This is a genomic window from Nostoc sp. 2RC, from assembly GCF_014222165.1.
Lineage (GTDB): Bacteria > Cyanobacteriota > Cyanobacteriia > Cyanobacteriales > Nostocaceae > Nostoc > Nostoc linckia.
Window position 1 is genome coordinate 1 of record NZ_JACKZU010000109.1, and the last position, 21,829, is coordinate 21,829.

Genomic DNA, 21,829 nt, shown 5'->3' on the forward strand with positions numbered 1-21,829 from the left:
AATAGGGAATAGGCAACAGGGTTATAAAAGAGTAAAGTGTACGGAATTTTGTTCAAAAATCAAATAGGATTCCTATAGTTTTATAATTCAAAGAAAATTAAGTAGTGAGGATACTCTTGATTTTGCAGCTATTGTGACTTTCCCAATTTTATATTCGTCTTTGATGTTGGCAAAGCTAGACAGCTGAAAAATACCGTTTAACTGTGGGACAACAACCGCGTCAGAAAGCTAACTCTCAATATTGACTTTGATTAATATTAATTAAATTCCAGTTTTAATTATGAAGATTTATCAACATCATGCATGGCCTTCAACTGTGGAGGAAGCCATAGTTATTCAAGAACAGTTGCGAAATCAAGTAATTACATCAGATAAACTGCAAGAACCCGTGCAGTACGTCGCCGGAGTTGATATGGGTTTTGAAGCTGACGGTACCATTAGTCGTGCAGCTGTGGCAGTACTGAGTTTTCCTGACTTGCAAGTAATTGAGACGAGCTTAGCACATCGTCCTACTTCTTTTCCTTATATTCCTGGCTTCCTTTCATTTCGGGAAATACCTGCTGTCTTGGATGCATTGGAAAAAATTAAAACAATACCAGATCTAATTTTGTGTGATGGTCAAGGAATTGCCCATCCCCGGAGATTTGGTATAGCTAGCCATTTGGGAGTACTTGTGGATATACCGACAATTGGTGTAGCGAAATCATTATTGATAGGTCAGCATGAAGAATTACCAGAAACTAGGGGGAACTGGCGATCGCTCAGACATCAAGGTGAAATAATAGGAGCAGTTTTGCGATCGCGCACAGGAGTAAAACCTCTGTACGTGTCTAGCGGTCATCGAATTAGTTTAGCCACAGCAATTGACTATGTATTACGCTGCACGCCGAAATATCGTCTACCAGAAACTACACGGATTGCTGATAAATTAGCATCAGCAAGATAAAGGTTATTGAAGTTTTTTCTAAATACTTGCTTGCACCTACTCAATCATGTTAGGAATCGCACAGAAAGAAGTTGAAGTAGCTAAAATACAAGTTAAAAAGTTAGAACAATGAACGCACTAACTTTACAGTGGCACGATGCAGGTAAAGAACAAACACAGAACATTCACGAACAACAGCCAAGTAAAAATCCTGGTACCATCCGCATTGGTCGCGATCCTCTCCGGTGCGATATTGTTCTGAGCAATCCTACTGTATCTGGTTTGCATATTGAAATATTTTTTCATCCCCAGCAACAGCGCTTTTATGTGAGGAACTTGCGATCGCAAAATCCTCCACTGGTAGATGGACGGCAACTAATTCAAGGTGAAATGCCTTTATCCGAGGGTACTAATATTATTTTGGGACAAATACAACTCAAAGTTACTAGTATTTCCACAGATAACATTCCCGCAACAATTTTAATTCCACCACAACCACCAGTGGCAAATCCCCATTCACCAGTTAATATCGCACATCACCATCACCATCACCATCACCAACATTTACCCACACCCTCCACACCACCGGGAGTTTATGGCTTGAAATGTCCCAAATGTCAAAAAGTTTCCCCACCAGAGAATCTGCAAATTGGCTGTCCTTGGTGTGGCACATCTTTGGCTGCCGCAGTGAGTGTGTTAGTAGCACCTGGGAGTTAGGGAGTCAGAAGTTAAAAGTTAGGAGTTAGGAGTTAGGAGTTAGGAGTTATTATTCTCCTCTGCCCCTGCCCAATGCCCAATGACCAATGCCCCATGCCCCATGCCCAATGCCCCATGCCCAATGACCAATGACTAATGACCAATGACCAATGACTAATCATCTAAAAATCCAATTAAGTTGGGAAGATCCGGCGACGGGAGAACGGCGAGAACCAATTTTAAATATACCCATCGCTTTTGGTCGGGAATTTGCTCGGTTACCTGCTGAACATGGAGGACAGCGGGTTTCTAGGATGTTGCTTAATAGTAATGAAGTTTCTCGCTACCACGCCCTTGTTGACTGGGAACAAAATCATCTGGTGGTAATTGACCAAGGCAGTATTAACGGTGTCTTTGTCAATGGTAAACAGCAAAAACGGTCTGTTCTGGCTAATGGCGATACGTTGCAAATTGGCCCCTATGTCATTACAATCAAGTTTGCTGCCAATGTCACGGAACCAGATACTACTCCTCCTTCAACGATTCGCTTCAACCCAAATACCAATATCCCAGACCCCAGTTTGCCTGTGGCCCAGCCTGGGATTACCGCCGGTACGAATTTTCCACCACCAGCATTTCAAGCGCAAAAAGTCCCTGTGCAAGCGCTTTACGCTACTGGGTTACCAGTGGATGAAACTGATTATGTGGCCATCGGGGCGGGTCTGGGTAGCTTTGTTTGGGCTGATTTGCTGCGAATTAGTGGCGTGCGTGCTGACAAAATTGTCGCTGTGGGATTAGAGGCGGAACCTTATGCCCGTTATAAGCGGCTGTGTATGAATTCCCAAATTCCTCTGCATGAAAGACTGCGGTCTAATTCCGATTCCTGCCCTGATAATATTTGGGGCTGGCCTAGTTATGCCTTGCGGGAAGCTTGGGCTGATTTTGGTAAAGGAAATATAAAGTCAGCATTTAAATATTTGTGGCAGGTGTTTGCGGAACCAACATTTGCTGAAACTTATACACCCCGTTCCGGTAACGTTTTTAATTCCATAGACAGAGAAGCCAAGCGCATTGGTTGGAACCAAATTTATCGCTATGGGCGAGTCCGGGCAATTCGCAAAACCGATGACGGTAGGTATTGCATAGCTTATTCTCGCGCCCCAGGAAATTATGCTTTTTTAGTTGGTCGTTATTTACATTTAGCTACTGGATATCCAGCAATTCAATTTCTGCCAGATTTGCAAGCTTATAGAGAAAAATATCAAGATTTTCAAACAGTTGTTAACGCTTACGAAGCACACGATCGCGTTTATCAACAACTAGAAGAACAAGGTGGTACAGTATTGATTCGGGGACGGGGAATTGTGGCTTCCCGCATTTTGCAGCGAATTTACGAAGCCAGAAAGCGAAATCGGAATATTTCAGTTTTACATTTAATGCGATCGCCCAAACCCCAAGGCAACAAATTTCAAAATGCCCAGCGTTCAGTGAAAAATCATTACGAATTTCAACCCTTTAACTGGCCGAAAGCTTGTTGGGGCGGGGAACTACGGACAATGTTAGAAAAAGCCTCCCCCGACGAACGCAAAAGCCTACTGGCAGACTGGGGAGGTACTACCACCGCCGACCGGCAGGACTGGCAGCGTATTACTAGCGAGGGCATTAGCGAAGGCTGGTATCAAATTACCTTCGGCGAAGTACTGGACGTAGAACGAGATCCCCAAAACCGGACTATTACCCACATCCGAGAAAAAAGCTTTGGGGAAATGAAATTGATTGCTGACTTTATTGTTGATGCTACTGGACTGGATGCCAAAGTCAACGCTAGTCCTTTGCTAGAAGATTTTGTTAAACATTACAACTTGCCACTGAATCACCTGGGGCGATTAATTGTCGCCAACAATTTTGAATTAGTAGAAATGCGTAGTGACAGAGGACAAATGTATGCAGCCGGGGCCATTACCCTTGGCGGCCCTTATGCGGCAGTTGATAGTTTCTTGGGTTTGCAATACGCCGCATTAGTCGCCGTTGATGGACTCGCCGCCGCCCGTGCCCCTGGAGTTAAGAGATTGAATTTTGTAAGTTCCTTTGGGCAGTGGTTGAAGTGGGCGTTAAATCAGTCACCCTGATAGGATTTTGGATTTTGGATTTTAGATTTTGGATTAGACATCTGGTGAAATTAATTCTGCGTTACCCAAAACCTTTGTAGAGACGTAGCAATGCTACGTCTCTACACTGATTTAATCTAGCCTTTCACAGGCTTAGGCTGCTTTTATCAAGGTCAAGGACTTTATCAGCAAGCAGAACCTTGGTTGCAGCAGTGTAAAAAAGTCACTAGAAACGGCTTGCTTATTGCCTGGAAATTAAATACAGTAAACGATAGACCGTAGACTTAGCCCGTCGTAGACATCGCTTTGCAGTTTCAAGTTCTAAAGCTCAACTTTGACCTACTGAGGCTCAACCGTCAGTCTCTAAAGGTCGCCACTGCTTTTAAACCTTTGTATGCAAACGTATATTTCTCTCAAGAAGAGGAAGTTTGCAAATAAATAGAAACTAAAATCAAAATTAAGCTCATGCCATCTCTTTTAGAGATGGGATAACACGAGATACTGTTGACTGATGACTGTTAACCGTCAACCGTCAACGGTCAACCGTCAACGGTGTCGGGGTGTCTTTCATCCCATCTCTAGAAGGAATAGGTTTTCCCGACACATTTTATAATGTTAATAAACTATTTATGCAATGGGCTAATTTTCTAGCCAAAGAAGCTGCTACTACTGGCTTATCTCTTGAACAGACAGCAGCTTTTGTAAACTATTTTCAGACTCAAAACTTAAGTAAAACTGAAGCTCAACTTGTCAGCGAATTCAACGTTGATATCCCTGCTTTCAGAAAATGGATGGGTGAACTATATGAAAAATTTGCTCAGAACTATCCTGAACTAGTTATTTCCAACACTCAAAACAAACTAGAAAAGTTACAAGCTTATCTGAGGGAAAAATATAATAGCGAATTGGATGTCCTCAAACCATTGGCGGCGATGAAATTATTCAAATCGCTGGTGGTTCGGGAAAGGCTGCACCAAGAACCTTGGGTTACCAGAAGAATTTGTCAATTTTTGGGATACTCATCTTTGGCCATAGAGTTAGTAGGACGATATCTCAATAACATACCAGATTTGTCTTTAGAAATCCTGCTCCAGCGACTAGAGAAAAAGCGAGAAGAATATCAACCAAGCGCCAATACTAACTCGTTAATGCCTTATGAATACGGTGTAACTGAAGCTTTTGAATTGAGTTGGGAAAAATTGGATAAAAATGCACAAAGCTTTGCTTGTTTGCTGAGTTTGTGTGCTTTAACTGACATTCCCTTATCTGTGGAGACAATAGAAGATAAGCAAAAACAACAAGAAAATCAGCAAGCCATAGCCGATTTACTGGAATTGCATTTGCTACAACAAAAAACTCCAGGAATTTATCTTTTAAATCCCTTAATTCGGCAATTTCTCAGAATTAAATTGGAAAGTTTTAGTGAGGCGGATGAAGCAAAAACTAAATTCGCAGTCATGATGTTAGAGTTAGCAAAGCTAATTCCGCAACAGCTTAACCCTGAAGATATTGTTAATTTCACCCCACATATCCCGCACATCAAAGAAGTTGCAAGCAACCTATCCCAATATCTCAGCACGGAAAATCTCATCACGCTGTTTACAAAATTAGCTTGGTTTTATCAAGGTCAAAAACTTTATCAACAAGCAGAATCTTGGTTGCAACGGTGTGTAGAACTGACTGAAAATCATCTTGATTTAGAACATTCCTATATCGTTGCTAGTCTCAACAATTTAGCAGCACTTTATGAATCCACAGGATGCTATAATCAAGCCGAGCCATTGTATCGCCAAGCTTTAGAACTGAGAAAACGTCTGTTGGGAGATAACCATCTAGATGTCGCCACTAGCCTGAACAATTTAGCATTACTCTACGAATCTACAGGACGCTATAACGAAGCCAGACCTTTATTTGAGCAAGCTTTAAAAGTAAGAAAACGCTTGCTGGGAGAAGAACATCCCGATGTCGCCACTAATTTGAGCTATTTAGCAGTAGTCTACGAATCTATAGGACGCTATAAAAAAGCAGAATCTTTGTATCAGCAAGCTTTAGAACTTTGGAAACGCTTAGTGGGAGAAGAACATTCCCATGTGGCTACTAGCCTGAACAATTTAGGGGCATTGTACTGTTTTACAGGACGCTACAGCGAAGCCGAACCATTGCTAAAGCAAGCTTTAAAACTGAGAAAACGGCTGTTGGGAGAAGAACATCCCGATGTTGCTACCAGCTTAAACAATTTAGGACAACTCTACGAATCTACAGGACGTTACAGGGAAGCGGAACCCTTCTATAAGCAAGCTTTGGAACTGACTAAACGTCTGTTGGGAGACAACCATCCCGATGTCGCCATTAGCCTGAATAATTTAGCAGCACTCTATCGTCATACCAGACGCTACAGAAAAGCTAAACCATTGTTTGAGCAAGCTTTGAAAATTTGCGAACAAACTTTAGGGGTAAGTCATCCCACTACTATGACAGTGCGAGCGAATTATGCAAGCTTTTTAAAAGAAACATATCACTGAGGTGTGGTGTATCTTAACTAAGTTGATTGTTGACTGTTGACTGTTGACCGTGAAAAGTCAACAAACTTGATGAATAGACTTCTTGCAAAAGTAAACAATAAAGAGGGCGAAATATCGCCCCTATTTTCTGTTATTGGGATGTTGTCTACAAACTAATACTTTGATTACTGCCACACAAACACTTTAGCTTCGTATGGGCCTAAATCAGTAATGATGCCATCGTCGCCGGCTTCGATATCATAATTCGCCGTCCATTCGTGCCATGTACCACCGTTCGGAAAGTTAGGAATATGATAGCCAGCTAGGAAATTTTCTGAGAAATTCGCCACCACAACTACACGAGAACCTCGATCATTCCAACGGCTATAAGCTAATACTTTTGCCTCTGCATTTTCGTGGATGAAATCGATGTTTTCTGTGTAGAGGGCATGATTACCTTTACGCAGATTGATTAAACCTTTGTAATATTCAAATAAACCACGATTTAAATCATTACCCAACAGTGTCCAATCGATTTTAGCTGATTCAATTTGTTTGGGTTTATACTCACCAAATTCCTCACCCATCCACACTAAAGGTACGCCAATAGCAGTCATTAGGATAGCTACTCCTAATTTAATCCGCCTAAAGGCTTCTTCATCAAAAATCTCACGGTTACCCATTTCTACCATCAGATGATGATGGTCGTGGTTGGTGAGGTAATTTACCACATTGGTAGCACCCATAAAGCCTTGACGTTTGCAGTCAATAACATCTTTTAGGCGTTCTAAATCAAAGGTATCGCCACAGATATGTTCTAAAATGCAGTGATAAAAACTGTCATGCCAGCAACCATCCATCGGCCCATCTACATTAGTAATGCTGGTGGTTTCAGGAATGTGTTCAGCAACATTATAAAAAGGCTTTGGCCCGGCAGTGTTTTTGGCTTCTTGCACAATCCAATGCATAAAATCATAGTTGGCAATTTGCCGCGCTGCATCATACCGAATACCATCAAGATGATATTCTTGAATCCAATAGCGGATTGTATCGCCAATAAATTTCCGCGCTGGATGAACATCTAAATTTTCGTCGTAATGTTCGTAATTAAATTCTGGCCCCCAGTTGTTATCAGGGTCGCGGGGAGAGTGATGATACCAATAATCGTGGTCAATTTGTGTTAACGGACTAGATGCTTCTGAGTGGTTATAAATACCATCAATAATTACACGAATGCCTCTAGCGTGACATTCATCAATCAAATTTTTCAATCCCGCAGTAGAACCATAACTAGATTCTGTGGCAAAGAAATAGCGAGGATTATAACCCCAACTATGATCGCCAGGATATTCTTTTATTGGCATCAACTCAATAGCGTTGATTCCTAATTCAGACAAATAATCTAATTTTTCAACAACATGTTTATATTTGCCTCGTGCATAAGGGTCATCTTCACCACCAGAAAAATCACCAACATGCAGTTCATAAATTACTAGTTCGTGGTCAGCAGGTAAAGGTTTATCATCATTTTGCCAAACATAAGTATCAATAATTCTTTCCCCATCTTTGATACGGACAATACCGTTATCGTTTCCACCTACTTCATCTATGTCAGTGGCGTAAGGATCTGTGACTTCTACCCATTGTTCTGGTTCAAAAAACCATGAATTTGTTTGAACTCGAAATTTATATTGATATTCACCATCTTCTAATTCAACAGTTGTGCGGAAATAGCCATCCTCGCCTTTTTCCATTGGAATTTCTTGCCAATCAGAAAAAGAACCAACTAATGCGGCTCCTTTGTTATATGGTGCAAATAAATTAAATTCAATTGGCTTTGTCATAGAAGTGTTTGTAACATCAATAATTGATATGGCAATCCTATTTGATTTGTGAAAGATATTGGTGTTGATTGTTGACTGCTGACTGTTAACTGTTGACAATCAACAATCCTAATATGTAAAGATTTCACAAATTATTTGTGATTGCTATAGATGCATTCTCTGATGATTAATTAGATTTGCAAATCGCTCTAGAGAGTGAATTGAATATTTAGTGCTTCTATCTTCAGGAATATTTGATAAATATTTTTTGAAAAATTTAGATATTTTTTGGAAATTTTCGCTTTTTTATAGTAAGAAGTAACTGCAAGATGATGGAAAAATCAAAATTAAATTAATTTCCAAAAGACAAAAAATCAACCATAATTAATCATAATCAATGAAAATACTTGATAAATCATCTAAACCTTGTCTATGTTGAAAGCTTGATTTTGGAATTATTCTGTTTTGTCATGGCGATGAAGGAAGCAATCCCAAAACTTTGGTAAGCAAACTATGGTTGTCAAGTTAGACAAGGTTGATTTTAAATATTACTGAATTACGCATTATATGGATTAGTAGAGACTAGCAATTGCCACGTCTCTACAGGGCGCACAATCCTTGATATTTTTTTGATTTGAATAATTCACATCAGACGTGAATTCTGAATTTTCTTTTAATCAGCTTTGGTACTATTTTGTTGCAGATAACTTAATAACCAATTCGCTGCTGTAGCCCTGCGAGTTTGCCTGGGGCCAAATTCACCAATTTTGTAACCTTTAAAGCCGAGTTTTTCCTTGAGTAATTGTTTATTTTCAGTGGGAATGGAACGAGTTAACTTGACTGTTGCAGGGCGAGAGTCAATAAAATCTGGTGGTTGTGGGTACTCATCCTGCCATTGCGGTGCAACTTGGCTATTATCCCATTTTTCAGTTGATGAATCATAACGATAGCCTAGATAATGCCATAGCAACTGATTAACTGTAACATCATCTAGTTGCTCGTTGAGAATTGCCCAAATTGTGTCTGTATTGAGTGGTGGCAGATTAGACATAACTCAAAATTCAAAATCCAAAAATCAGAATTTAAGCAAACCTTGATGATTAGCCTATTAAAATTTACAACACTTCTAAAGATGGGGGCAATTTTATTTTTATCTCCGCCTGTTGGAAGATTTATCTAATACAAGCATTAGACAAACTACTACTAACGTGACCCTAGATTAGGGAATTCGCCAACTCAGGAGGACAAGAATTATGGGAATAGGCGATTTGTTGAGGAATATAGTCGGTGGCAGACAAAAACGAGGCGATGAAGAATGGGATAATCGCGATCGCACCCTATACAGTTATCGCAACGAAGACGAAGAGGACGAAGATCGCGAGTACAGATATCGCGACGAAGATGAAGAGGACGAAGATTATGGGTACAGATATCGCCGTAATGACGAAGAGGAAGACGAAGACCGCGATTAATTTCCCAAATTCGAGTTAAAAACAGGTAGTAGTCTGCCAACCCAAAAATCTTAGGTGGAGGTTGGGTAAAGGTTAATGGTTCGACAGGCTCACCAACCGGGAAAAGGGGAAGGGATAAAAAACATGAGTCCCCTTCCTCCACCAAGTTGCCTTGGCGTATTAGTAGTGTATACAAAACTAGGTAGACTGGAATCGTAAAGAATAGACCAGTCTATGCACAATTCCACAGCACTACCAAAGATTATCCGCGCCCATGTATTCATTTCCGGCCGAGTCCAAGGAGTGGGATATCGCTACGCCACCGTGGATACAGCTAGCCAGTTAGGATTAACTGGTTGGGTGCGGAATCTCCCGGATAGTCGAGTAGAAGCAGTTTTTGAAGGGGCGCGAGAAATTGTAGATGAGATGGTTCGTTGGTGTCACTCCGGGCCACCGGCTGCTATGGTCAAAGAGGTGATAGTTGAGTACGAAGAACCGGAAGGTCTGCGGGGATTTGAAGTTAAGCGGGGAGTTGGGAATGGGGAGATGGGGAGATGAGGGAGACAAGGGAGACAAGGGAGATGGGGTAGAGGAGAATAATAACTTCCCGCTCACCAGTCACCTGTCAAAAGTCAACACTCTAATGACCAATGACTAATGACTAAAGTATCAATCAATTACTAAAACAGCCGAACCTCCAGAAATTTTGCCACTACGAAGGGCATCTAAAGCTTGATTTGCTTGAGCTAAGGGAAAAGTCTTTACTTGGGTGCGGATAGGAACTTTGGGTGCTAAGGTGAGAAATTCTTCTCCATCTTGGCGAGTTAAATTGGCTACAGAACGCAATACTCTTTCTTGCCAAAGAATTTCATAAGGAAAAGAGGGTATATCGCTCATATGAATTCCAGCACAAACTACGACGCCGCCTTTGGTAACTGCACGCAAAGCGGCTGGTACGAGTTGACCTACGGAAGCAAAAATAATCGCTGCATCCAATGGTTCTGGGGGTAATACATCTGAGCCATCCACCCAATATGCACCCAATTGACGGGCAAATTCTTGTCCTGGAACGTCACCGGGACGAGTAAAAGCAAACACTTGACGTTGTTGATGGCGAGCTAGTTGTATCAAAATGTGAGCAGCGGAACCAAAGCCATAAAAACCTAATTTTTGTGCATCACCTGTCATTTTGTAAGCACGATAGCCAATTAAGCCAGCACATAATAGGGGTGCAGCTTGCAAATCAGAAAAGCTAGGGTCTAGGGGAAAGCAAAAGCGGTAATCGGCAACAGTGTATTCTGCATAACCGCCGTCAAGATTGTAACCAGTGAATTCTGCGTAATCGCACAAATTTTCACGACTGGAAAGACAGTAAGGGCAGCGATCGCCACAAGTATAACCCAGCCAAGGAACGCCAATTCGTTGACCAATACTAAATTTATCAACGCCATCACCCATCGCTTCTACAATACCTACAATTTGATGTCCCAGTACTAAAGGTAGTTTGGGGTGCGTCAATTCTCCATCAACTATATGTAAATCTGTGCGACAAACACCGCAAGCACGAACCCGAATCAATATTTGCTGAGAGTTTGGTTTTGGTATTGGTAACTCTCCTAGCCTTAAAGGTTGATGCGGTGCATCTAAAATCATTGCACGCATAAGCAATTCCAAGTTTTTTCTATAGGAATCGTTCAGAGTTAACAGTTAACAGTCAACACTCAACGCTTTAACCGGAATAAGTAAGTCGGTGAAATAAAACCAAACTATGTAAAGAAAAGTAAATAAGGCTCAAACTCTTTCTCCCCCTGCTCCCTGCTCCCAGCAAGAACTGCCTTATCCCAACAATAATTATTTACATCGGCCTACTTAATTGATTTTTTGGAGTTCCCTAAGTCTTGATTAATTTCGGTTAAAACCACAACCCAAACAACGCATACAAAGAGAAAAAGCTGCAAGAACGGAAATAATCTCAGATATTAATTGAAATGATAAGGGAGCTAGAGAAAATCCCCAAATCAAAGCAATGGTTCCAGTTACCAGACTCGCTATACGATGAATTTCGTCTCTAGTTTTCCAACCTAAAAATAAAACTCCTAAACCAATTAATAACAATACTAAACTAATCATTAGGATATTTCTCACTTAGAAGTTAAATCTTATCTGTAAGTATGCGTTTACGCCGGATTGTAATATTTATTTTGGCATTTGTTACTTCTATTGTGCTGGTTTGGATATTTACTCCTAAAGTTATTATACCTCCCACCATTCCCCAACAGGCGATCGCTGTCTACGTTCTTGATTTTTTCTGGCATTCGGAACTAGTTTTACCTAATAGCAACGGCGGATTAGTTGTATACGCCTATGGTGATTGGAATTACTTTGCACTCAATCAGCACGACTTGAAGAATGGACTAGCTGCACTTTTTATACCAACTAAAGGCACTCTGGGACGACGGAAATTTTCTCGTATTGATGATTTGCAACAAATGGTAGCTAGGAAAAATATTAATTTATTGAGTTTTAAAGTAGCACAAAGCAAAGCAATACAATTAACTCAAACGTTAGATAAACGCTTCATGAAAAATATCGACACACTAATTGAAAATCATCAACTAGGACTAAATTTTGTCCGAGATGAAGAAAATTATCACATACTACACAATAGTAACCACGAATTAATTGCTTGGTTGAAAGATTTAGAATGTCAAGTCAACGGTTTGGTTTTATGGGCTAATTTTAGAGTCCAAAATAAATAATTTGTCAGGGATTTAATTTGTATGTGTTTTTATGTTAGGTGTTGACGTTTGACTGTCAACGAATTATTATCGCCTCTATTTTTTCGAGTGTTGAACTTTTTCAAATCTACATTAATACCAATTCTCTATGAAGATGCGCCTAATTATTTTGGAATGTAGTCAATTAACCTCAGCGCCCCTTTGCGCTGACCTCAGCGTGCCTTTGCGTTAAAAAATCTAATATTTAGCGCAGCCTCATAAAAAACGGTATAAGTGAAAATTTCTTATTATCAAAATCCTATTTAATTTATGAGAAAATCTCATTGTTTTATGGGATAGCCTAACACATAAAAACTTTTAAATAGTGGGTTACACAAAGGCTAATCCATCCTACGTGTATTTCTTGAAATCAAATATCAATCCTATAGTAAAAATTCACAAAACAAGTACTTATAACTATTTTCATATCTAATTATTTTTTTTATGAAGATGGAAACAAATTATTTTAATTAGCTGAAAACTAGTGTCAATATATGACATAAAGACGTAAAACAAAGTAATCTCACATAAATTGCACATTATCAATGAATTCTCAACAAGGTATAAGTACCGACTTCGGATGGCAATTCTAACTGTGAATAACTTTGCAACGACCATACAGCAATCCCTGGGTAATCGTTAAATTACCAAAGACTTAGTAGTAAAGCATTTTCTAGTTATCAAATTCAAGGTACATTTATGCAGCTCAATCAAAAACTTTTTCTATACTCTTCTCTGGCTTATTTCCCATTACTGCAAACAAGATATACTGCCAAAATTATGGTAGTGGCGTTTTTAGGAACTCACGTACCACTTTTGGCTTTAATCTTCAATTTTGTAACTTCTAATTCCTATTCTTGGGAAATAGCAATCAGGGTATTGCTGAATGCTCTTTTGGCGACATTAGCAGGAACAGCGGCTACTCTTTTGGCATTACACTATCTACTTGCTCCTGTAATTTTGACATCTGCGGCATTGCAAGACTATTTGCAAACCAAAAAATTACCACAACTGCCGACAAAATTTGCTGATGAAGCAGGTACACTGATGGCAGATACTTCACAAACTCTCTACAAATTAGATGAGTTAATCCACCAGATTACTAACTATGACAATTTGACTGGGTTACCGAATCGAGATTTATTTAGCGATCGCCTTTACCAAAATGTGTCACAATCTCAAAATCAGCAGCAATTGATTGCTGTTCTTTCCCTAGCCATTGATGATTTCACCGGTATCAGTCATGGCTTGGAGCATGAAACATCTAATCATCTATTAAGAGCAGTTGCCCAACGTTTGACAAACTGTATGGGTAAAACAGATATCTTGGCGCGTTTAACTCAAGATGAATTTGCTATTGCTCAGATGGATATTTTATCCTTTGAGAAAGTGATTAGTTTTACGAAAACCTTACAGAGTATACTGTCTAAACCCTTCTCGATCGATAACCAGCAAATTCACATTACAGTGAGTGTAGGTATTACCATTAGTAACTTAGGCGATCGTCATAGTGTAGATCGACTATTGCAACAAGCTCACATCGCCCTGTATCAAGCAAAACAACAAGGCTCTAGTCAACACCAATTCTATTCACCAGAAATTAACGCTCAGTTGCAAGAACGATTAGCATTAGAAAACGAATTACATGGAGCGCTGGAACGCGGCGAAATTGTAATTTATTATCAACCCCTCATTGATTTACACACCAAACAACTCACAGCAGTAGAAGCACTAATACGCTGGCAACATCCCACAAGAGGTTTGATATCTCCAGGAAAGTTTATTCCCATTGCCGAACATAACGGTTTAATTGTACCTATTGGTGAATGGGTGTTGCGAACTGCCTGCGCCCAAAATCGAAACTGGCAACTTGCAGGACTACCCCCAATTCGCATGTCAGTTAACCTTTCGGCTAGACAATTTGAACAAGCCAATTTAGTCGAGGTTGTCAAACAAACACTAGAAAAGACGAAACTGCAACCATCTTATTTAGAATTGGAAGTTACTGAAAGCTCCTTAATAGCCGATATTCAGCACTCAGTGAAAACCCTCAAACAACTACGAGAAGTAGGAGTATGGCTGGCTTTGGATGACTTCGGTACTGGTTATTCTTCTCTCAATTATTTGAAGCGCTTTCCTGTGAACATGCTCAAAATTGACCGCTCGTTTGTGCATGACGTAACATCAAATGCTGATAGCGCCGCAGTTACCGATGCCATCATTGCATTAGCTAAAAGTCTGCAATTGAAAATTACCGCAGAAGGCGTAGAAACCCAAGAACAGCTTGAATATTTAAAAAAACGTGGGTGTCAAGAAGGCCAAGGATTTTACTTTGGTATTCCTGCTCCTCCCGACAGAATCACCGAAATACTCAAGCAGAATTCTCTGCAAATACACCAGATAGCTGCATAATAATCGAAAAATTTGAAGATACTCTAATAGGACTTACGTAAAACTACATACGCTCTGGGGCAATACCCTGGGGCCGCTTTGCATCTACATCAATCTTTTTGGCTATTGTTTGCGTAAGTCCTGTCTAAGAAGAACTTTAGAGTAGAGGTAAAAGTGTGAAACCAAGTAACGACTGCTTGAGCTTAATTAAAAAATGGGAGGGACTGCACCGGAAGCGCCCTGATGGTTTGATTGAAGCGTACAAAGATCCAGTTGGAATATGGACGATTGGGTACGGCTCTATAGAACACCTTGATTTAGACAGACCCATTCAGCAAGGTGATGTGATTAGTCAAACAACAGCAGAACGCTGGCTGAAGCTTGAGGTTGAAGAAGCAGCAGAAGATGTAGATAGGCTTTGTCAGAGTGCTTTAACCCAAAGTATGTTTGATGCCTTGGTTTCGTTCGTTTATAACATTGGTATTGGAGCATTTAGTGAGTCAACACTATTGCGAAAACTGAATAATGACGTAGATTATGAAGGCGCAGCCGGTGAATTCGATCGTTGGGTAAATGGCACAGACAACGGTACTAGAAGAATTTTGCCAGGACTAGTCAATCGTCGCAATGACGAAGAGGCTCTGTTCCGAAGAGATGGGTTGAATCCTTCTGTGGGAGGTTCTGGAAGTTCTACTTCAGGTTCTATCACAACCCCTACTACTTCATCAGTAGAAGAATATCCTTATAAACCTGCTCCCGTACCTCTACCATTTACCCGTGCATTACTTGTAAAAGGTGATGTGGGAGATGATTCCTACATCCTCAATTGCGCTCTTGCAGGATTAGGATTTCTTCGGATGGCTCCGCAGCCGAACGAGTTTAGTGATATTACAAAAAGTGCTGTTGAACTTCTGCAAAGACGTGAGGCTTTAAGCAAAATTGATGGTAAGGTCGGGCCAGAAACCAAAAGGGCGATGGAAAATGCTCTGAAACGAGCAAGGGGACTTGTGCCTCCTGTTACACCAGAACGGGGTGTTTATTGCCGCCTCACACGTACCCGTAAGGACGCATATCAAGGATTGGAATGGTGCAAATTGGAGTTTGTCGATCCCACAGGGGGTGTGGTCGAATCTCTAAAAGTCGTATCTGGTGCACCAGGAGCGCAGCGTTTTTTACTATTTAGCGATCCTGACAGTTTGCCACGTAGTCTACAGCCAATCCCTCAAGGTCGCTATACTATTGGCGATATTTCTTGGGCACGAGGTAAAGATAACTACAATGCATCTCACCCACACCCAAACAACGGAATAGGCCCTGTATGGGTTCCTTTCGTTGGGAAGCAATCAGATGACCGTGGCGACTTTGGATTTCATGTTGATTGGAATTGGATTCAGGAGGGAAACAATCCTGGTAGTGCAGGTTGTGTTTGTCCAACTTCTCTTGAAGACTTAAAAGAACTTGTGCGTTTATTGGGGGAGTTTCATCCACGTTTATTAGTGGTCGATTGGGGGCTGTGAGGTAAGATTGCACCTATCCCATAGGGCAATACGGTTCAGTTAAGAGTAAAAGTAGTGGTATGACAAGCCTAAAATAGTACATTGAGAATAAAGCAAAAAACATTGATTTATGTGACTTTTCACAAAAATCTAATACAACATTTTAGCCTTGCCGCACCACTACTGGTGTGTCCCATTAGTTCTAATAGGTTTGTAGTAATACCAATTCTGTATGAAGATTGGCGTTGCGTTGCCATCGAAACAAGTTTATAAATTACAAAGATAAGTAGAACAGGATAAATAATTAAAGGTTTGTAGTGAGAACTTTAGTTCTCAAAAAAGGACTAAAGTCCTCACTACGAACTGAATTTTATTCTTTTACATTACTTAACATAGTTTGGTTTTTTCAAGTCGTTCTACTTAACCCTGAATTCTGACTTCTGAATTCTGAATTCTTGTTACCAAGGATTACCCACCATTGTGAATCCAGCCCAGTAATAAGGATGCATAAATGATTCATCAACTCGATCAACACTTGCAGCCGGCAAAGGCAAATTTCCCACCACTCCCAAACCTTGAATTTCACCATCCTTTAAGTAAATCTGCCCTTTGGCCATAGCTATTTGAGCTTGTCTTAAAGCTTCTGCTTTGATTGGAGAAGTCTTTAAGTTCTCATAAAATTTGGTCATCATTCCTGCTGTAGCGGAATCGTTAACTGACCAAAGACTCGCAACACTGGTTTTCACACCTGCTAATACTGCTAAACCCGCAAACCCAAGTTCTGATTCTTTATCGCCCAAAGCTGTCCTACAAGCACTCAACACCATCATTTCTACTTGAGGTTCGTTTAACCGCAGCTGGCGTAATTGATTCAAGCGTAACTTGTCGTCCCATAGTTGAATGTAGGACTTGCTTAAGCCGCCAGCCACAAAATCGGCATGGGTAGCCATGTGAATAATCCCAAAAGGTTGTTGACGGCGGACACTTTTGAGATTTTCTAAAGTAGCTTGTTTGTCTAACAACAATTTACCTTGCCAGAGTTTGGATACCAATGTTGAAATTTCCACGGGAACAGCTGGTAAAGGATTTTGCCCTTGAGTACTTTCAGAAACACCCAAGGCTAAAATTTGAGATTTTCTAATATCTGTATATAGTGTGTTGGTTAAGCTGAGACTCGGCATCAAGCCAATACTGTATTTTTCTACCAGGAATTGTTTACCATCGTTGAGTGCTGCCATTGGTGTTGAACGCAAACCAATGTCTGGTAAAAAGACTAAATTGTTAATTTCTCTAGTTTGTAAATCTGCTTCTAGTGGTGCAATTATCCAACGATAAAGTTGTTGAGCCGAACGCAAATAAGCAGTGCGGCGACGATTTTGGGGACTAATAATTTGGTCGCGAAATTCTTGAGCTACTTGTAAAACTTTGGCTCTGGTGGTTTCTGGAATACGTTTGCGAATGGGGTCACCTTTTCCAGTGACTACCACTATTTCTAATTCATCGCTATCCTGTTCTAGTAGATTATTCAGCTGTTTAGTTCTCTCTGGAATAATTTCCACAGGCACAAAACTGATATAAATAAATGCAGGTTTTACACCAGTGGCTTCTTCTATTTTGCGAGCAATTTCTTTGGCATCATCCAATGTTTTAATTTTGGGATTAGGTATGCCTAAATAACTGCCAAAATCATCTGTAAAGTTATCTTCGGGAGTAGGATCGGTATTAATCACAGGGTCACCAATCTGAGGATTGCCTGGATTTGGATTATCTGGGTTTGGTGGATTGCACTGGAATGAGCAAGGGGGAATATTGGGATTCTCAGGAGGAATTTCGGGAGGAATTTCGGGAGGAATTTGGGGTGTATTGACGTTGATTGCTACCTGTACGGGTTCTGAGGATGAAACAACATCGCTGGCTCTGAGAGTGAATGCATTGATTAGCCCTGTGCTATCGGTCGGTGGCGTGTAATTTAATGTTTCACCTATAGTTAATGTGTCTCCCGCAGCTAAAATTGTTTCGCCTCGTCTCAAGGTTCCTGCTTGGATGGCATCAATAAAAACAGTGGTGTTATCTAAATTCACATCGCTAGGGCTGGCTGTGAATGTGAAGCTTACGCTTTCATTGACTTGGGCATTAGATGATAAAAGTGTGTTTGTTGTCAGGGTCGGCGGGGTATTCACCGATGTAATGGTAACACTAGCTGGGGTGCCGGCAGCATCTCCACCAGTGGGTAAGACGGGAAAGTTTCCTGCATTGATGGTTAAACCGCCTCCAGTATCAATTATTCCGGCTGTGCCATTGGTACTCGTGGCATCACCAACGATAAATGGCACATTATCTGGGCCTCCATCATGCTGAATTCTGACAGTACCTCCAGCAACACTCACACTTCCTGCTTCACTGAAAGGATCTAAGAAAAGTCGAGCTGTGGCAATGGTAGTACCTGCGCCTGTGCCTTGAACTAGTCCGTTGCTCAACACTTGCACATTGCCACTAGTGAGAGTACTTTCAGGTGACGATACAGTCTGTGTATTGATGCTAGTAAAACGAATTGTGCTGCCAGCAGTACTGTTAGTTTGTAGGGTAACGTTGCCACCTGTGGCAATTTCTGTATCAAATCCGCCAGCGATCGCTGAAGCATTAATAGCGTCATTCACCGTAATATTATTTGTGGCGCTTAAGCTGACTGCACCACCTGTAGTACTTACTTCACCATCTACTCCGGAGGCATTTGCAGAGGCATTAATACCCCCATTAACGGTAATATCATCTGTGGCAGTCAAGGTAACCGCACCAGCTGTGCCCACAAAATTACCGCCCCCTGTTTTGGTTATAGAGGAATTAATTGCGCCTGTAGTAATACTGCCATTTGTGGTTGTTGCTACTACATTGCCACCCGTACCCGCTCCACCTGCACCAGTGGAACTAGAATTAATGGTGTTGGCGATAATGTCACCACCCGCAGACAAGTTGACATTACCCCCAGAGTAGCCGTCACCAGTGCTAATAATGTTACCTACTGTGATGCCATTAATGGCAGATAAATTCACGTTGCCAGCAGTTCCACCACCATTACTGGTATCTAAATTTCCTAGTGACAAACTAGCTCCAGATATATTTATTGCTCCTCCAGTTGTGGCAATTGTGTTGGTAGTGTCAACAAAGTTTACAGAACCAGTTTGTGAGGAGAGGCTGAAGCTACCGCCAATACCCAAGTTTAATGTCGCAACACCAGCGGCGGTGGTGACTCCAGGTGTGGCTCCGGTGATGTCATTGATGGTAATATCACCTGTAGCTTGGAGGTTGATATTTGTACCAGAAGCGGCGATCGCACCCCATGAAACGGTATTTGCCCCAATATCTGCATCGCCAAAGGCAATATTCGCCGCTGTGCCATCAAAAGTCCCTGCACCACCATCGATAATAGTCAAGGTGCTGGGGTCTAGCAATAATGTCCCAAAGCTACCATTGGCGGCTGAAGTATCTACCACACCGTTGAAGGTCAAGGAATTTTTACCCGATACCTCGACAAAACCACCATTACCAGAATTTGCTCCTCCACGTGCCGAAATGTTACCAAAATATTGGGTTGTATTGTCACCCCAAACAATTACCCGTCCGCCATTGCCATTGACTTTACCATCGGCATTAATTAGGGAATTGGAGTTAACATAAGTCTGCTGTGCATTGGGTAAACTTCCTTTACCTTGGTAATCTCCGCCAATTAACACAGTACCGCCGCCATTGGTTCCAGAGGCGTTGATATTGGCATCAATTACCCCCACTTTTGTACCCAAAGCGGTTACTGTGCCGCCTGTTTGACTGGATACATCCACTGTGCCAGAAACAATGGTTGTTCCTGGAGTTGCAGGAATTTTGACGTTAGAGTTTGTTAGTTGTACCGTGCCATCAGGATTAGCAGTTAACCCAGTGTTGGTATTACCAATGGTGAGTAATTCTGGTAAAGATGCAATGGGAATTGTCCAGCTATTGGGCTGGTTACTACTAGAGGCCAAGGGCTGAATTTCCAGACTCAGTATATTTCCTGGCTGACTGAGGCGCACCCAATTTTGACCAGGTACGGATGTAAGGGTAATTTGTCCTCCTGGTGCTGAAATTTGCCCGGTGTTGACTACTGTACCACCCAATAAATTCAAATTTTGCCCCGTACCCACTGCCAAATTTCCGGCATTGATAATGGCCCCTGGTTGACTAGTACTAAAAGCAAATCCATTGGGGTTTCCCACTAAAGCACTGTAATCATTAACACCACTGGCATTAAACCAACTGCCCCCAAAACCAATGCCATTGGCTGTTGTCGCCGTGAAAGCACCAGGTACATTTAAGCTGGCGTTGGCTCCAAAAATAAATCCGGCTGGATTCATCAAAAACAGATTCGGGCTACCACCACTCACCTGAATTAAACCATTGACAATGGAAGCATCGCCCCCTGTGATTCGCCCAAGGATATTTTGTAGGGCTGGACTGGCTTGAAAGTTGGCGATTTGTTCTGGTGAAATTCCAAATTGTTGAAAGCTGTGGAAGAGGTTAGCGCCATCAGCAGAAGTTGTACCCCCGGTGATATTAAGTTGGTTGCCATTGGGGGTGACAATTGTGTTCGTACCATCAGCAGCCGGAACAATTTGCTGTGCTTGGGCTAATTTGGGACTGATGAGGCTTAAAAGTGGAGCAAAAACCAGTACTGAAGCGGCGATAGTAGATAGTAAAGATTTTTTGCGCCGCAGAATAAACCTACCTGTGGAAAATTCCACATCGATTTGTAACTTATTTGCCAATCCCCGTCGCCAAAGTGCTTGAGCGATCGCTTGTTTTGACCAGAACATTTGTTCTGTTCTTCTCATCACAGAGATGCTTTGAGAATGAATTCGGTAGAAGTATAAAGGCTGTTGAACTCGCCGCACCTGGGCAACTTCCGCAAGCCTTAAACACAAATCGTAATCATAAGCACTAATACTAAAGGATGCATTGATACCTCCCACTTCTTCGTAAACACAACGCCGCATTAAGCGGAAGTGGAAAGTCATAAAGTTGACCAACAGATTTTCTTTGGAGTAGGGGATATGACAGCGATGACCGTAACCGAGAACTTTACCCTCCGCATTAATATTTAAATAATCAGTATAAACAAATCCTGTTTTTGGGTTGTCATTGAGGACTGCGGCGGTTTCAGCCAGGGCGGTAGGGGCGAGGATATCATCACTATCAAGTATACCGATGTAACTGCCAGTACTTTGGTGAATTGCCGCCTTACAAGCTGCGGCAACACCTTGATGCTGTGCGGCGATTACCCGCACTCGCCCATCTTCTTGAGCGTATTTTTTAGCGATCGCCATCGATCCATCACTAGAACCATCATCCCAAATGATTAGCTCAAAGTCTTGCCATGTCTGAGCCAAGACGCTGGCGATCGCTTCTTGAAGGTAAGCTTCCCGATTGTAATTAACGATGACAACGGAAATCAGTGGTGACATGGCACTAATCTAAATTTTCTACCTAATTACCAGAATATAATGCTCAGGACTTTCACTTAGGTAATCATTACTGTTTATTATTTTTTAGTTACAAATTTTCTTAAATTCCCATATCAAAAATATGATATTCAATGCATATAGATGGGCATGGGAGATGGGGGGATGGGGG

Annotated in this window: 14 protein-coding genes; 9 read left to right on the forward strand and 5 right to left on the reverse strand. The window is 41.4% G+C overall.

What is annotated here, in order from left to right:
• Positions 1–280 precede the first annotated feature (280 nt).
• From nfi to GNE10_RS14555, 4 genes are all read left to right on the forward strand, one after another.
• Positions 281–946 (forward strand): deoxyribonuclease V, encoded by a 666-nt coding sequence (nfi, locus tag GNE10_RS14540; protein ID WP_185565786.1) that lies wholly within the window; start codon positions 281–283, stop codon positions 944–946.
• A 108-nt stretch (positions 947–1,054) separates the two neighbouring features.
• Positions 1,055–1,642, forward strand: coding sequence for an FHA domain-containing protein (locus GNE10_RS14545; RefSeq protein WP_185565787.1), 588 nt, complete (start codon positions 1,055–1,057; stop codon positions 1,640–1,642).
• Between the two features lie 149 nt (positions 1,643–1,791).
• Positions 1,792–3,750, forward strand: coding sequence for an FHA domain-containing protein (locus GNE10_RS14550; RefSeq protein ID WP_185565788.1), 1,959 nt, complete (start codon positions 1,792–1,794; stop codon positions 3,748–3,750).
• A gap of 539 nt (positions 3,751–4,289) precedes the next feature.
• The gene (locus tag GNE10_RS14555) at positions 4,290–6,251 is read left to right on the forward strand and encodes a tetratricopeptide repeat protein (RefSeq protein WP_311774813.1); all 1,962 of its coding nucleotides are present in this window, start codon (positions 4,290–4,292) and stop codon (positions 6,249–6,251) included.
• 164 nt (positions 6,252–6,415) lie between these two features.
• Here GNE10_RS14555 and GNE10_RS14560 read toward each other — a convergent pair whose 3' ends face one another.
• Positions 6,416–8,074, reverse strand: a complete 1,659-nt coding sequence (locus tag GNE10_RS14560) for an alpha-amylase family glycosyl hydrolase (protein WP_185565789.1) — start codon at positions 8,072–8,074, stop codon at positions 6,416–6,418.
• Between the two features lie 652 nt (positions 8,075–8,726).
• The gene (locus GNE10_RS14565; protein ID WP_099072605.1) at positions 8,727–9,104 is read right to left on the reverse strand and encodes a DUF1823 family protein; all 378 of its coding nucleotides are present in this window, start codon (positions 9,102–9,104) and stop codon (positions 8,727–8,729) included.
• 202 nt (positions 9,105–9,306) lie between these two features.
• Here GNE10_RS14565 and GNE10_RS14570 point away from each other — a divergent pair, with 202 nt between their 5' ends.
• Together GNE10_RS14570 and GNE10_RS14575 are read left to right on the forward strand one after the other, a co-directional pair.
• On the forward strand, positions 9,307–9,525 hold the full coding sequence (locus GNE10_RS14570; protein WP_099072606.1) for a polyribonucleotide nucleotidyltransferase: 219 nt from the start codon (positions 9,307–9,309) through the stop codon (positions 9,523–9,525).
• Positions 9,526–9,738: 213 nt separating this feature from the next.
• The gene (locus GNE10_RS14575) at positions 9,739–10,062 is read left to right on the forward strand and encodes an acylphosphatase (protein WP_099072607.1); all 324 of its coding nucleotides are present in this window, start codon (positions 9,739–9,741) and stop codon (positions 10,060–10,062) included.
• A 111-nt stretch (positions 10,063–10,173) separates the two neighbouring features.
• Here the strand turns inward: GNE10_RS14575 and GNE10_RS14580 are convergent, their stop codons facing one another.
• Both GNE10_RS14580 and GNE10_RS14585 read right to left on the reverse strand, forming a co-directional pair.
• On the reverse strand, positions 10,174–11,166 hold the full coding sequence (locus tag GNE10_RS14580; protein ID WP_185565790.1) for a zinc-dependent alcohol dehydrogenase family protein: 993 nt from the start codon (positions 11,164–11,166) through the stop codon (positions 10,174–10,176).
• Between the two features lie 240 nt (positions 11,167–11,406).
• Positions 11,407–11,634: a hypothetical protein gene (locus GNE10_RS14585; protein WP_185565791.1), complete on the reverse strand. Its 228-nt coding sequence runs from the start codon at positions 11,632–11,634 to the stop codon at positions 11,407–11,409.
• A gap of 41 nt (positions 11,635–11,675) precedes the next feature.
• On the opposite strand from GNE10_RS14585, the gene GNE10_RS14590 reads away from it, so the two are divergent.
• The 3 genes from GNE10_RS14590 (at position 11,676) to GNE10_RS36380 (ending at position 16,189) form a co-directional block, all read left to right on the forward strand.
• Positions 11,676–12,263, forward strand: a complete 588-nt coding sequence (locus GNE10_RS14590) for a DUF2459 domain-containing protein (protein WP_185565792.1) — start codon at positions 11,676–11,678, stop codon at positions 12,261–12,263.
• Between the two features lie 717 nt (positions 12,264–12,980).
• Positions 12,981–14,693, forward strand: a complete 1,713-nt coding sequence (locus GNE10_RS14595; RefSeq protein WP_185565793.1) for a bifunctional diguanylate cyclase/phosphodiesterase — start codon at positions 12,981–12,983, stop codon at positions 14,691–14,693.
• A gap of 155 nt (positions 14,694–14,848) precedes the next feature.
• Positions 14,849–16,189 (forward strand): glycoside hydrolase family protein, encoded by a 1,341-nt coding sequence (locus GNE10_RS36380; protein ID WP_185565794.1) that lies wholly within the window; start codon positions 14,849–14,851, stop codon positions 16,187–16,189.
• A 437-nt stretch (positions 16,190–16,626) separates the two neighbouring features.
• On the opposite strand, the gene GNE10_RS14605 is transcribed toward GNE10_RS36380, so the two are convergent.
• The gene (locus tag GNE10_RS14605) at positions 16,627–21,660 is read right to left on the reverse strand and encodes a CHAT domain-containing protein (RefSeq protein WP_185565795.1); all 5,034 of its coding nucleotides are present in this window, start codon (positions 21,658–21,660) and stop codon (positions 16,627–16,629) included.
• Positions 21,661–21,829: the final 169 nt, after the last annotated feature.